A 14,302-nucleotide genomic window follows, 5' to 3' on the forward strand; every position below is an offset into this window, starting at 1 on the left:
GAACTAACAGTTATGTTCTTGCATACGCTTGCCAAATGTACAGTGTCATAAAACAGACATTGTTGAGATTATGTTAGATGGTCTAGACACGACTTTAGAGTTGCTATTGAAGCGAGAACTTCCACCTGATGTTCCCTCAGTAGACACTGAAGTTTTTATCAGTTTTCAAACACCATATCAAGGAGCAATTAAACAAAAACCAGCGATTAATCTATTTCTTTATGATGTGCAGGAGAATCTAGAGTTACGCAGCAGTGCTTGGTCAGTGGAACGTCAGACTAACGGTAGAGCCACGAGAAACCGTCCTCCAGCTAGGGTAAATTGTTCATATCTGATTACGGCTTGGCCACAAAATGAAGAAGATGTGCAGACAGAACATCAACTTTTGGGGGCTGTGATGAAAGTATTGTTGCGACACAGGAAACTGCCGGAAACTTGGATTGCAGATAACTTGCCGGGGCAAGAACTGCCTCTGAGACTAATTAGTTTACGCCCTAGTAACTTACAAAGTTTTGGGGAATTTTGGCAAGCAATGGGAGGGAAGGAAGGAACTAGACCCAAGGTGGTATTGCATTGTACTGTCACTATCTCCGTTCCTGTGGATGAAGCAGGGGAAGAAGTGCGACTGGTGGGGGTTTATCAACCAAACTCTTAGTGTGAGGTGTAGCGATGCTGGAACTATCTATAGTAAACCAACAAATAGCGATCGCTGGTCGAGTTTTGCAAGGAGAAACGAACAAACACATTGCTGGTGTAATAGTTGCAATTGTGGAGGTGCCAGAAAAATACCAAAATATTTTATCCCTAAAAGCACTGCAATACGGTGGGCAATGGGCAAAAATGTCTGAGCGACCTGACCGCAAAATTACTGCTTACGATGGTTATTTTTACTTTACTAATTTACCCCCAGGAGAATATCTACTAGCAGCATCGTTACCTAACAGTTCTACGCAATACGCCGAAGTTAGGCAAGAAGTGCAAGTATCTGCTGCTGTTGATGGTCGAATTCCGACAACGCAGGTAGATATTGTATTTTTACCTACACTTATACCAATGCAAAATTCGGCGTTGCAGAACAGGGGATGAAAGGCAAGTAGGGGGGAAATTTTATAACTTGCTAAATCATCCCTCGATCAGCAACGCTCAAAATTCAAAATACCCTAAGAGGGTGTTGGAAAAGTTTCAGTAGGTATAAAAATGTCATTCTGACTGGAGCGGAGCGTCAGGAAGAATCTAGGTTTTGTGGCACATACCGAGATGTTTCATTCCGCTACGCTGCATTCAACATGACAAAGAAACAGACTTTTCCAACGTCCTCTAAGAGAAGCAAGCTACAAAATTCAAAATGAAGAAATAATGACCATTGACTATTGACTATTGACTATTGACTATTGACCATCCAAGGGTTTATTTGGTTGAGTGCGTAAGTTCTTATTTTTCAGTTATATTCAGGAGCTAATACCATGCCAACTTATTTTTCTCCAGGTGTTTATGTTGAAGAAATAGCTACCGGTTCTGCCCCAATTGTGGGAGTAGGAACTAGTATTGCCGCTTTTATTGGTACGATTAAAGCTAATGCTTGGTCATCAACAAAGTCTGTTGGTATCTCTACAAGTCCAGTGGAGATTGGCGAAGGTAAAGGTGGCAATCAAAAAAATTATCAATTATTGTCAGGTAATTATCCATTAGTTACTACCGCCGGGACTTATGGCTTTTTTGTTGGGGGTAATCTTGTTAGTTTAGATGAGACAAATCCTATTACTAATAATGATGCAGATAAATCTGTAACTATCAAATTTAAAGAAGCAATTCCTTCAGGCGAAAAAATTACCGGATATTATCAAGTTCAAACATCGGCATCCACAACTGGTGATGATTCTGACATTGCCCAAGCCGGGGAAATCAAACTCATCACCAACTTTAGCGAATTTAAGAAATTCTTTGGTGATTTTTTACCGCCGACAGGTGATACTCAAGGACAAAATACCTTAGCACACGCGGTTTACGGCTTTTTCCGCAATGGGGGAACTCGTTGTTATGTGACTTGGATATCGGCAGAAAGTGAGGTTGCTGGTGTGTTAGAGGCGTTGGAGGCTATTGATGAAATTACCATCGTGGCCGCACCAGGAAATTTAGCCTTGAGAGATGATATCAAAGACCATGCCGAAAAACTAGGCGATCGCATTGCCATTCTCGATAGTCTAGATACCATCGATCTCAGTAGCACTGGAGTTGTCAGTACTCTCAAACCCTTCAACTCGACCTATGCAGCTTTGTATTTCCCCTGGATTCAAGTTTTTGACCCTGCTAGTAATAAGAATATTTATGTGCCGCCCAGTGGTCATATTGCGGGAGTGTATGCACGAGTTGATAGTCAAAGAGGAGTACATAAAGCCCCAGCTAATGAAACTATTTTGGGAGCTTTAGATTTAAAATATCATCTCAGCAAAGCCAAACAAGATGGACTCAATCCCGATGGTATTAATGTTATTCGCAAGTTAAACGGGAATATTCGCGTTTGGGGTGCGCGGACTTTGGGTGGAGATGCCAATATGGAGTTCAAATACGTCAATATCCGCCGACACTTTAGCTATTTACGAGATTCCATTGATAAAGGTACTCAATGGACGGTGTTTGAACCCAATACCCCCGAACTTTGGGCAAAAATCCGCCGCAATATCAGTGCTTTTTTAGTAGTCGAGTGGCGCAAAGGTGCATTGTTCGGGACAACACCCCAAGAAGCTTTTTATGTGAAATGTGATGCTGAAACTAATCCTCCAGAAATTCGGGATTTAGGTCAAGTTGTCACCGAAATCGGACTAGCTGTAGTGAAGCCGGCAGAGTTTGTCATCTTCCGCCTGAGTCAATGGAGTGGGACGGGAAGTTAGTTATTAGGCAATAGGGAATAGGCAATAGGCAATAGGCAATAGTCATTAGTCATTAGTCCGATTCTTCACCACTTAGCACTCTCTCACTCTCTCACTCAGCACTCTCTCACTCAGCACTCCCTCACTACTCTCCGACAATTACACTCAAATGTCTAATTTAGAGCCAAAAATACCAGGTATATCTCTTAACTATGTCGTTCCTACTCCAGAACCTGAGTTACTGACGGGTGTGCCGGTTTTCTTGGGCTTGACATTATCGCCAGAGGAAGGTGAGGAACCAAAAAAACTGTCCTTGGTATCGCATTTTCAACAGTATTTTGGTCAAGCTGAGGGATATTTAGCGGATGCTATCGCAGGGTTTTTTGCAAATGGAGGTCGTCTTTGTTATGTTATAGCCTTATCTGACAATACTCTGGCATCTTTACAACAAGGTTTAGAGGCTAGCGAAGTTTTAGAAAATGTCGATTTGGTTTGTGTCCCTGACATCATGCTGGGTGCAGAGGCGCAAATTATCGAGATGCAGCAAGCTATTTTAAAACATTGTGAGCAGAAAGGCGATCGCTTTGCGATTCTTGATGCTTGGAATATTGCTGATGTGGAAAAACTCAACCAGCAACGTCGAGAACTGGCTAGTCACAACGGCGCATTATATGCACCTTGGCTGCAAGTAGAATCCCGTGATGATTATATTCCTCCCTGTGGTCATATTGCTGGTATTTATGCCAGTAGCGATCGCACAATTGGCGTACATAGCGCACCTGCCAATATCCCTCTGGATGGGGTACTAAATCTCAGTTTTTCTCTCACTTTTACAGAACAAGCACAGCTAAATCCCCAAACCGCCGGGGGAATTAATTGTATCCGCAGTTTCCCCGGAAGAGGAATGCGTGTGTGGGGAGTGCGTACCCTCAGTCCCATTACCGAATGGCAATATATCAATGTACGGCGCTTATTTCTCACCTTTGGACGCTGGGTAAATCGTAACCTAGCCGACACAGTATTTGAACCCAATGCTTTTCCCTTATGGGTGCGACTGCAAAGAGAATTAAGCGTTTATTGTGAATCTTTGTGGCGAGAAGGTGCGTTGCAAGGTACTACACCTGACGAGGCATTTTATGTCAAATGTAATGCCCAAACCAACCCCCCAGAAAATCGAGAAAGGGGACAGGTAGTAGCAGAAGTTGGTTTAGCTCCCACCATTCCAGGGGAATTTATTCAACTTTTAGTTGTTCAAAGTAGTAGCGGAATTACATTGAAATGAAGGGAATAGGCAATAGGCAATAGGCAATAGGAGGTAGGTATGTGTTGATTTTTAGAGGGTGTTTGTAGGGTGGGCAATGCCCACCAAAATCATGAGACTACGTATTGTTAATTCAAATTAATTAGAGGAGGTGCTTTTATGCCGACAATTTCTAATCCCCACGACCCTTATAGTGGTTATAATTTCTGGGTGGAATGGGATGGTATTGTTCATGCCGGCTTTCGTGAATGTAGCGGGTTGACGGCGACTCGCAAAGCAGGAACTTATCGAGAAGGGACAGATAAAGGATTAAATCAACGTCAAATTCCCGGACTCAATAGTTATGGCAATATTACCCTCAAAAGAGGAATTACTGATAATAAAGAACTGTGGGAATGGCACAAGAAACTACAAAATGGCGAAGCAGATAGACGCAACGTGTCGATTATTTTAGCTGATGACAAAGGAGAAGAAAAAATTCGCTGGAATCTAGAAAATAGCTGGCCAACCACTTGGAATGCCCCAAGCTTTAATGCTACCTCAGATGAGGTGGCAATAGAAACTCTGGAACTAGTTCATGAAGGGATCACTATTGGTTAGGAAGTTGTAGCAAAGAGTGCTGAGTAAGGGAGTGAGGGAGTGAAGAATCGGACTATTGACCATTGACCATTGACCATTGACTATTGACCAATGACTAATAGCAAAATCATGCAACAAACTGAATTTCCTTTTATCTTACCTCAAGGATATCTCGACGCAGAGGGTAATACTCATTATGAAGGCGTGATGCGTTTGGCAACTGCTTATGATGAAATTGCGCCTCTGCGAGATCCGAGAGTGCAGAAAAATCCTGGTTATTTGGTGATTATTCTCTTAGCAAGAACCATAGTCAAACTAGGAACATTAGACCAAATTAATACCAAAGTAATTGAGGGTTTATTTTCAGGAGATTTAGTCTATTTGCAAGATTTTTATCAAAGGATTAACCAAAATGGTCATAGTCGTTTGCGGGTAGCTTGTCCTCATTGTGAGGGAGAGTTTGAAGTGGAAACTATTCCTGTGGGGGAGTAGTTTGCTACCCCACAGAACGACTGCTGGAGGAGGTAGCTTACCTTGCTTATCATTTTCATTGGTCTTACGAACAGATTATGACAATGGAACACCAAGAACGTCAGCAGTGGGTAACACAAGTAGCACAAATTAATCAGCGACTTAGTGATTGAATATAGGAATCTGCTTTGATTACTAAACTGATTTGTGTAGTTAGGCAATAGGCAATAGGCAATAGGGTTATGAATATATACTGAATCTTGTATGCGTCAGCGCAGGCTACGCTAACCAAAATTAAATAGGAGTTCTATAGGAAAAAATGAATCTCAAATTTATTGCTTTAAATGCAGCTTTAGCCGCAGGTTCTACGGCCAGCTTAGTAGGACATGACCCTTACATGGTTTATAACTTTGCTGTAGAAATTGGCGGAGTTGTGGTTGGTGGTTTTAGTGAAGTTAGTGGTTTAAGTAGTGAAATTGAGTTGGAATCTTATCAGGAGGGAGGGCTAAATGATTATATTCATAAATTTCCTAAACATACCACCTACCCCAATTTAGTTTTGAGTCGAGGATTGGTCAATATTGATTTGTTTTATATCTGGTATCAAGCAACTAGTCAAGGACTAATTCAACAGTTAAATGGGACGATTCTCTTACTGAATAGTCAGCAAATTCCGGTGATGTGGTGGACATTTAAACAAGCATATCCTGTGAAATGGGAAGGGCCACGGTTGAACGCTAATAGCGATGAAATTGCGGTGGAAAGAATTGAACTAGTACATCAGGGAATTTGTAAGTTATAGGGAATGGGTATTATGGCAAATTTATCTGATTGGCGAGATGCAATTAATGAAGAATTGGTACATCGTTTAACTCGTCCCTTACGTCAACCGGGAATGATGCAAATGGGGATGAGTCGGCGGATAATTAATCGATGCGATCGCTTTTTAAATCGGTTACCATTGCTAAATCAACAAATGCAGCGTTGGGGTAATACTAATACTCTATCATCGGAGTTGCTGCCGATTGTTTATGCACAGCCAGCGTCTACTGTCTCCCCAGTCCAAACGACAGCGAATATAATTCAAAGAAAATTAGATTCTTCATCATCTTTACCAATTCAATCAGTTAATAATACTCCCGATTTATCCAGTTCTGATTTTACAGATGTAACAACACCGATTAATCAAACTTCTATCTCTTCATCAGCAATTCCTGTAGTTACATCAGCACCTATTACTGAAGAATTACCAATATTTCCCCCTACTAAATCAGAATTAACTCTCAATCACCCTTCTCAACCAATTAGAGATACACCCTCCATATTCTCATCACCAATTACTGAACAATCGCCAAAATCAGAAGAAATGGCGTTAACAGAAACAACATTACCAATATCTCCACCTACTAAATCAGAATTAACTCTCAACTACCCTTCTCAACCAATTAGATATACACCTTATATATTCTCATCAGAATTGCCGATAGTTTTGCCGCAACCTATTAGTAAACAGCCAAAACCAGAAGAAATATTATTAACAACTAAATCACAACTCAATCCCAATCATCAATTTCCAGCGATTGTCACAATAAAACCTATAACTGAAAAATCGCCACCATCTGATCAGAGATTACCAATTATTCAAGCCAAACTCCAAAATTATTCCCCAGCACAGCCATCTCTCCCACTGATCAATGATTTATCTGATCAACAACAAACACAATTAAATAAACATGATTTTGTTAAACCTCTCTCTCTCAAAAGCGAACAGAACGAGGTCAAAAATCATCAGTTTATTAAACCTATATCCGTGTCAAATAAAGATGAGAAAACAGATACAACAAATACAACCGACTATTTAATCTCTATCAAACATGAAAACTTAATTTCTCAAATTTCCCAACGACTTCCCATAGTCACCGCACAACCTCCAACTTCTCAAGTTAATTTAACTAACCACAAACAAGATATCTCTCCCCTACCTCTTATTTCTATAAATTCCATAAATAACCAATCCTCAAAACCTCAACCTTTGCCTTTACCTATAGCTAAAAGTAATCAGAATCAACAACTAAACCTATCAAAACCTAACTCCATCTCAAATACAAATTTATCATCACCCACTCAAACTTTTTCTCCAAGAGAAACTGCAGTTTCACCAATTGCCAATTCATCTTCTATTGATATTAACGCTATAGCTAGTCAAGTTGAACGCAAACTGATGCGGCGTTTAGTTATTGAAAGTGAACGTAGAGGTAAAAGTCGATGACATTAGAAAAATTAACTATCAAAGCCGAAAAAAATAACCCAGGAGACTTTGCCGATAAATTTAAAGTTCTTTTTAACCCTAATCAAATAGAAATTATCAAAACAGGGTGGTCGATGGAAAAGTATGGCCCTGTTACATCTCAAGCACTAACTCAACTCAACCTGGATTTGTTCTTTGACACTACCTTGATGGGATTTCCTCCAGAGAATGTCCAGAAATATACGCGCAAAATTTTTAGTTTGACTCAACCGCGTATCGGTAAAAATCCCAAACGTCCTCCGCGTTGTCAACTGATTTGGGGAACTATATCGGGTAAAGATAGCCTTTTATTACCTGATGGTTTTTTAGAAAGCGTCACTAAAAAACTAACTCATTTTCTTGAAGATGGTACACCTGTACGAGCTACTTTAAGCTGTAGATTTAAAGAGTGGAAGGAACCGATAAAAAAAGCAAAAATTGCTAATCCAATTGATGATCCTGTCAGAATTGTCAAAAGAGGAGAAACTTTAAGTAGTATTGCCACTGAAGAATATGGTGATCCTGCTTTGTGGCGTGTCATTGCAGCAGAGAATCACTTAAATAATCCCCGCATTTTAAATCCAGGAACTGTGTTGACAATTCCACCTTTACGACTAGGGGGTAAATCATGACAAATGGTGTTGCCTTGTTAAATCCCTATCTGAAAGTTTTGGTGCAGAATCAACTTTTAAATGTAGAGATAGAAGCTGATTTAATATCGGTTTTAGTCTCCGAAGATGTAGCCGTTCCGGGGATGTTTGAGTTGCGATTAGTTACTTGGGACTTAGTAAAACAAGAAATGACATGGGTAGATGACAAAGTATTTGATATTGGGAATGAAGTCGAAATTCAGATGGGATATGAACAAGAACTAAAAACTATTATGGTGGGGGAAATTACGGGATTAGAACCAGAATATACTCAAGAGACAACACCTGTTTTAGTGGTGCGGGGGCATGATTTACGTCATCGGTTGTTGCGAGGAACTCAGACAAAATCATTTCTCAAAGTTAAGGATAGTGAGATTGCTAGTCAAATTGCTCGCACTAGAGGACTAACAGCAAAAGTGACTGATAGTCAGGTGAAATTAGACTATATTTTACAGCATAATCAAACAGATTGGGAGTTTTTAAATCAGAGAGCTAAACGCATTGGTTATGAAGTGGCAGTGGAGGGAAAAACCCTCTATTTTCGTCCTCATGCAAATACTCAAGATAAAGTTTTAACTCTCACTTATAGCGAAAATATACAAGAATTTTTACCCCGTTTAAGTACTTTGAGTCAGGTGCAAGAATTGACAGTGAAAGGTTGGAGTCCTCAACAAAAAAAAGAAGTATTAGGAAAAGCAGGGATAGGAAAAGAAGGTGGGACAATGGGAGGTAAAGTTTCTGGAACAAAGGCTGTCAAAAAAGCATTTGGTAATGCTAATCAAACAATAGTCAATCAACCTATATCAAGTCAAGCAGAAGCCGATCGCATGGCGTTAGGACAGTTTCAAGAAATAGCGATCGCCTACATTACTGGTGAAGGTAGTTGTCAAGGTAATCCCCATATTCGCGCTGGGCAAGTCATAGAAGTTTTGGGACTAGGTAAAAGGTTTAGTGGTCTATATTATATCATGACTACGGAACATTATTATTCACGAGAACAGGGTTATCAAACTTCGTTTACTGTTAGGAGAAATGCTACATGAACGGGCTAGATTTTTTAATATCCAATCAGCAAAATGATCATTTTTATGGAGTGAGTATTGGGATTGTGACTAATAACCAAGATCCAGAGAAATTAGGCAGAATTAAAGTCAAGTTTCCTTGGCTATCTGGTGAGGAAGAAAGTTACTGGGCTAGGGTTTTAACGCCAATGGCAGGAAATGACCGAGGGATTTATTTTTTACCAGAAGTTGATGATGAGGTTTTGGTGGCTTTTGAACAAGGGGATATCAATTTTCCTTACATTCTTGGTGCTTTATGGAATGGGAAAGATAAACCACCAATTACTAATGCAGATGGTAAGAATAATCAACGAGTGATTAAATCTCGTAGTGGTCACATGATTGTTTTAGATGATACTGATGGCAAGGAAAAAATTATTATTAAAGACAAGACTGGAAAAAATCAAATTGTGATTAATTCCCCAGAGAATCAAATGAGTATCCAAGTAGAAAAAGATTTAACTATAGAAACAAAGGGGAAAATTGTTTTAAAGAGTAGTGATGATGATATCTCGATTGAATGTAAAAATTTGCAAATAAAAACTCAACAAAATTATCAACTAGAAGCAGGAGCAAATTGTACAATTAAAGCGAAGTCTAAATATGAATTGGCAGCACAATCTGGTTTAGAAATTAAATGTGCATCTGGAGTGAAAATAAATGATGATTCATTAGAGGTGATGTAATGGAAATTGATTTTTTAGGTGTGGGATGGAGTTTACCTATCCGACTTAAGAAAAATGGGCAAATTGCAGTAGCACGTTATGAAGAAAGTGTGCGTCAGTCGATTTGGATGATTCTCAGTACGGCGAAAGGGGAAAGGGTAATGCGTCCTGATTTTGGCTGTGATATTCATGAAAAAGTATTTGCCCCTAATAGTTTAGGAACGGTGGGACAAATTGTCAGTGATGTGCAAGATGCTTTAATTGAATGGGAACCCAGGATTGATGTTTTAGATGTAGATACAATTGCCGATCCTCAGCAACCAAATGTGATTTTAATTCAAATAAATTATCAAATTCGGACGACGAATAATATTTTTAATTTGGTTTACCCTTTTTATTTACAGTAATCGATTATGGCTATTTTACCTCCCAAAATTGATCAGCGCACCTATGAAGAAATTGTGCAACAAACTGAGAGTTTAGTACAGCAATTTACTGACTGGAAACCTGCACCGGGAAATCAACCTGATGCGGGTAGGGCATTAATTCGCATCTTTGGTAAGATGGTAAAATCAGTGAGCGATCGCCTCAATCAAGTTACAGAGAAAAATTTCCTGGCATTCCTTGATTTAATTGGGGGAGAACTCGCACCACCCCAACCAGCTAAAGTCCCTCTAACCTTCTATTTAGCCCAAGGAAGTCCCACAGATGGGTTAGTTCCCGCCCATACTCAAATATCAGCACCATCAACAGAGAGTTTAGATGCAGAAATCCTATTTGCAACTGATCGAGAATTAGTCGTTACAACCACACAATTACAAGCAGTATACCTGCGCGAACCGAGTCAAGATAAGTATAGTGATCACACCTTAGCAGCAATAGGACACAAGGATACAGCCTTTTTGACTTTTGTTGGCGATCGCCCTATCTCCCATTCTCTTTACATCACTTGTCCTGACATTTTTACTTTACCAGAGTTAAGAGCGTTTAACCTGATTATTAATACTACTAATAACAATCAGTTCTCAATTTTACCCCTAAATTGGTCTTATTGGGATGGTAATCAATGGCAGATTATCCCTAGTCCTAAATCTGACAAAAATCAATTTATATTTACAAATTTACCTATTCCTACTCCCTGTGAAATTCAAGGTAAAACTGAGAAATGGTTGCAAGCTAATTTAACTAACATCACGGCAAGTATACCTGAAATTACCAATATTCAAGCTAGTATCAATATTAAAAAAAATAACTTAATACCCGAAGTTTGCTTATTTAATACTACTCCTTTAGACCTGACAAAAGATTTTTATCCCTTTGGCGTACAACCAGAGATTAATGATACATTTTATATTGCATTACACGATACCTTCATTCAGCCCAATACAGTTATCACTATTGACATCAAATTAAGCCATAAACCTGTCAATACAACTAATTTAAACATTCGCTGGGAAATGGATAATGGTGCAGGCTGGCAAGAAATATCTGCGAGTAACCAGCAAATCAGATGGCAAGAAAAATCCTCAGCGATTCAGTTGAAAGAAGGAGATATCATTCAGGCGAAGTTAGAATTTCTCAATCAAACAAATATGCCTGCGCCTACCACTGTGAATAGAGAAACTCGTTATTGGTTACGTGGGCGAATTACTCAAGGTTATTATGGACAACCCAGTAAAGAGAGAAAATACGCTATTTATAATGAAGTCGCCGCAGTCAGCAATAGTCCTGCCGAAAAAGCAATTAATATTGTCGGGAATGCTGCCGATTTTTTTAGTAGCAATGATGTGATTAGATTAGTATGGCTCGAAAATAATACTACTGAAAAACGAGAAGAATATGAGATTGAAAAAGTAGCCAGCAGTACAATCACCCTGAAGACAGCATTAAGTCAAAATGCTAAGGCTAGTGGCACAAAAATATTTCGTAGAGATATTATCACTGAAACCATTGCACCAATTTATGATCCACCCCTGATTCAGTCATTAAAGTTAAGCTACGAATTTACCTTAACAGAAAAAGCGATTTATTTTGCAGAAAATGACTTTACCTATACTTATCCAGATAGTGTAAATCCAAAATCTTTCTCACCCTTCACCCCAACAACAGACCAAGAACCAACCCTCTATCTAGGTTTTGACCAATCTTTTGATAATAAACCAGTAACTATTTATGCACAGGTAGAATCTCCCTTACCCCATGAATTATCAACTGATATAACCACACAAACAATCTTGACAGCAACAGCAAATACCGGAGATAAAACCCTACAACTTGCTGATATAACTGGTTGGCAAATAGGCGATCGCCTAGAAATTCAGGCCCCCGAACAACTTCATAACTACACCATTATTTCTATTAATAACAATCAAGTTAGCATCAACCCACCCCTACAACAAAACTATCCAGAACTTCACCCAATAATTCATCCTACACAACCACATTTAGTATGGGAATATTCTAGTCCTTGGGGTTGGCGATCGCTAGGGGTAGAAGATGAAACTCAAGCATTTTCACAACGAGGTTTAATTCAATTTATCGCTCCTGCCGATTTTAGTCAAACAGCAGCTTTCGGTCAACAATTATATTGGTTGCGTGTGCGTTGGTTAGCTGGTAATTTTCGGGTAAAACCTCGTCTACGTCGCTTATTAACTAATACCACTTGGGCATTTCAAGCAATTAGTCTGCAAGCAGAAGTTTTAGGTTCAAGTAATTACGAAGCAGAGCAAGTTTTTACTGCTAATAATACCCCCATTTTACTGGGACAACAATTAGAAGTCGAAGAAGGACAAATCCCTACCCAAATAGCATCCCATCGCCTGAAAATCATTCGAGATAACTTAGGAGAAATTGAGGAAGTTTGGGTACTTTGGCAAGAAGTCGCAGATTTCTATGGTTCTAGTGGCAGCGATCGCCATTACATTTTAGATCATCAAACTGGCGAAATTCGTTTTGGCAATGGCCAAGCGGGAATGATCCCCCCCAGAGGACGGAATAATATTCGCCTCGCTTTCTATCAGACTGGCGGTGGTAAAGCCGGCAACGTCACCGCACAAACCATTAGCCAACTGAAAACCACCATTCCCTACATTGATCGAGTTATCAACCTAGAAGCCGCAGCCGGGGGTACACCACAGGAGACTTTAGATCGTCTCAAACAACGAGTCCCCAAACAACTCCGTCACCGCAATCGCGCTGTCACCCATGAAGACATTGCAGATTTAGCTTACGCCGCTTCTACAGATGTGGCAAGAGTCAAAGTAGTCACACCAGACTTGCTGACGGCTGATTTTAGCCCTTTGAATGAAAAACTGTGGATTGATCCCAGCAAAGCCAATGTGTCATTTGCAGATAACCTACGCGAAAAACTTCAGACAATCAATGCTACCGAAGCTGCCAACTTTGAAAAAATGATGCGGGAAATTAACCGCCGTGCTGGGCAAATTAAACTGATTATCTTACCTGATAGTAGCGATCGCCAACCTACCCCCAGTTTAGCCTTATTAGCGCAAGTCGAAACCTATATCCTCGTCCGTTGTACAGCCACACTGGATTTAGTGGTGACAACTCCCACATGGCAAGAAGTCACCGTTAACGCAACTATCACTCCCATATCTCTAGAAGATGCAGACATGGTGCGTCACACCGTCACACAAACCTTAGAAGCCTTTCTTCATCCCTTAACCGGCGGCAAAGGAGAAGGATGGCAATTTGGACGCTATCCCCAAAAATCCGATTTTTACGCCATTATCCAATCCATCCCTGGAGTAGATCATGTCAATTCCTTAGAAGTGCAGTTACCAGGAACACAAACTAACTCATTATTGAGTGCTGATTCATTAATTTTCTCTGGTAATCATGTTGTTAAATTGGCGGGGAGGAAGGTAACAGGGAAGAAGGCAATAGGCAATAGGCAATAGGCAATAGGAAAGAAGGCAATAGGCAATAGGCAATAGGTAATAGGCAATAGGCAATAGGGAAGAAGGTAATAGGTAATGGGTAATGGGTAATATTTTGGTGAATATGAAAAAGGAGTTATAAATGGCTGAGATTCGGGATTTTAAAGATTTAATAATTTGGCAAAAAGGTATGGAAATTGCAGAAAAGTGTTATCTCTTAACTAAACATTTTCCTAGAGATGAAGTTTTTGGAATGACTGAACAAATCAGAAGATCATCAGCATCTATTCCCGCCAATATTGCCGAAGGCTATGGTAGAAGATCATCTGGTGACTATGCCAGATTTTTAAATATCAGTCAAGGCTCAATCAATGAATTACAAACTCATCTTCTTCTATCCTCCAGAGTAGGAATATGTACTATAAAAGATATAGAAATCATTCTGCAACACCTTCAAGAAGAAACTAAAATGATTATTTCTCTTTTAAAAAATTTAAATAAATAAAAACTATCACCCATCACCTATTGCCTATTGCCTATTGCCTATTCTCCATTCCCCAAT

The 14,302-nt window shown here is 39.7% G+C and carries 15 protein-coding genes; all 15 read left to right on the forward strand.

Annotation, left to right across the window (positions count from 1 at the left end; translation table 11 throughout):
- Positions 1-70 precede the first annotated feature (70 nt).
- Positions 71-655, forward strand: a complete 585-nt coding sequence (locus FD725_RS22410; RefSeq protein WP_179050191.1) for a DUF4255 domain-containing protein — start codon at positions 71-73, stop codon at positions 653-655.
- 14 nt (positions 656-669) lie between these two features.
- A complete protein-coding gene (locus tag FD725_RS22415) occupies positions 670-1,086 on the forward strand; it encodes a carboxypeptidase-like regulatory domain-containing protein (protein WP_179050192.1) in 417 nt (138 codons plus the stop codon).
- Between the two features lie 377 nt (positions 1,087-1,463).
- A complete protein-coding gene (locus FD725_RS22420) occupies positions 1,464-2,888 on the forward strand; it encodes a phage tail sheath subtilisin-like domain-containing protein (RefSeq protein ID WP_179050193.1) in 1,425 nt (474 codons plus the stop codon).
- A 148-nt stretch (positions 2,889-3,036) separates the two neighbouring features.
- Complete coding sequence (locus FD725_RS22425; RefSeq protein ID WP_179050194.1) at positions 3,037-4,149, forward strand: phage tail sheath subtilisin-like domain-containing protein; 1,113 nt, start codon at positions 3,037-3,039, stop codon at positions 4,147-4,149.
- 138 nt (positions 4,150-4,287) lie between these two features.
- A complete protein-coding gene (locus FD725_RS22430) occupies positions 4,288-4,728 on the forward strand; it encodes a phage tail protein (protein WP_179050195.1) in 441 nt (146 codons plus the stop codon).
- A gap of 108 nt (positions 4,729-4,836) precedes the next feature.
- Entirely contained in the window at positions 4,837-5,199 is a 363-nt protein-coding gene (locus tag FD725_RS22435) for a phage tail assembly protein (protein WP_179051648.1), read from the forward strand.
- Between the two features lie 23 nt (positions 5,200-5,222).
- Positions 5,223-5,351 carry a DUF6760 family protein gene (locus tag FD725_RS33170; RefSeq protein WP_372726743.1) on the forward strand — a complete coding sequence of 43 codons (129 nt, stop codon included), beginning with the start codon at positions 5,223-5,225 and terminating at the stop codon, positions 5,349-5,351.
- A 146-nt stretch (positions 5,352-5,497) separates the two neighbouring features.
- Complete coding sequence (locus FD725_RS22440) at positions 5,498-5,980, forward strand: phage tail protein (RefSeq protein WP_179050196.1); 483 nt, start codon at positions 5,498-5,500, stop codon at positions 5,978-5,980.
- Between the two features lie 12 nt (positions 5,981-5,992).
- Entirely contained in the window at positions 5,993-7,447 is a 1,455-nt protein-coding gene (locus FD725_RS22445) for a hypothetical protein (protein ID WP_179050197.1), read from the forward strand.
- Positions 7,444-8,097: a LysM peptidoglycan-binding domain-containing protein gene (locus tag FD725_RS22450; RefSeq protein WP_179050198.1), complete on the forward strand. Its 654-nt coding sequence runs from the start codon at positions 7,444-7,446 to the stop codon at positions 8,095-8,097. The genes FD725_RS22445 and FD725_RS22450 overlap by 4 nt, the downstream gene beginning before the upstream one ends.
- On the forward strand, positions 8,094-9,158 hold the full coding sequence (locus FD725_RS22455) for a phage late control D family protein (RefSeq protein ID WP_179050199.1): 1,065 nt from the start codon (positions 8,094-8,096) through the stop codon (positions 9,156-9,158). The genes FD725_RS22450 and FD725_RS22455 overlap by 4 nt, the downstream gene beginning before the upstream one ends.
- The gene (locus tag FD725_RS22460; protein ID WP_179050200.1) at positions 9,155-9,862 is read left to right on the forward strand and encodes a phage baseplate assembly protein V; all 708 of its coding nucleotides are present in this window, start codon (positions 9,155-9,157) and stop codon (positions 9,860-9,862) included. The genes FD725_RS22455 and FD725_RS22460 overlap by 4 nt, the downstream gene beginning before the upstream one ends.
- A complete protein-coding gene (locus FD725_RS22465; RefSeq protein WP_179050201.1) occupies positions 9,862-10,248 on the forward strand; it encodes a GPW/gp25 family protein in 387 nt (128 codons plus the stop codon). Before FD725_RS22460 ends, FD725_RS22465 begins: the two co-directional genes overlap by 1 nt.
- 6 nt (positions 10,249-10,254) lie before the next feature.
- On the forward strand, positions 10,255-13,761 hold the full coding sequence (locus FD725_RS22470) for a baseplate J/gp47 family protein (protein WP_179050202.1): 3,507 nt from the start codon (positions 10,255-10,257) through the stop codon (positions 13,759-13,761).
- A gap of 121 nt (positions 13,762-13,882) precedes the next feature.
- On the forward strand, positions 13,883-14,245 hold the full coding sequence (locus FD725_RS22475) for a four helix bundle protein (RefSeq protein WP_179050203.1): 363 nt from the start codon (positions 13,883-13,885) through the stop codon (positions 14,243-14,245).
- Positions 14,246-14,302: the final 57 nt, after the last annotated feature.

The sequence above is a fragment of the Nostoc sp. TCL26-01 genome, assembly GCF_013393945.1.
Lineage (GTDB): Bacteria > Cyanobacteriota > Cyanobacteriia > Cyanobacteriales > Nostocaceae > Trichormus.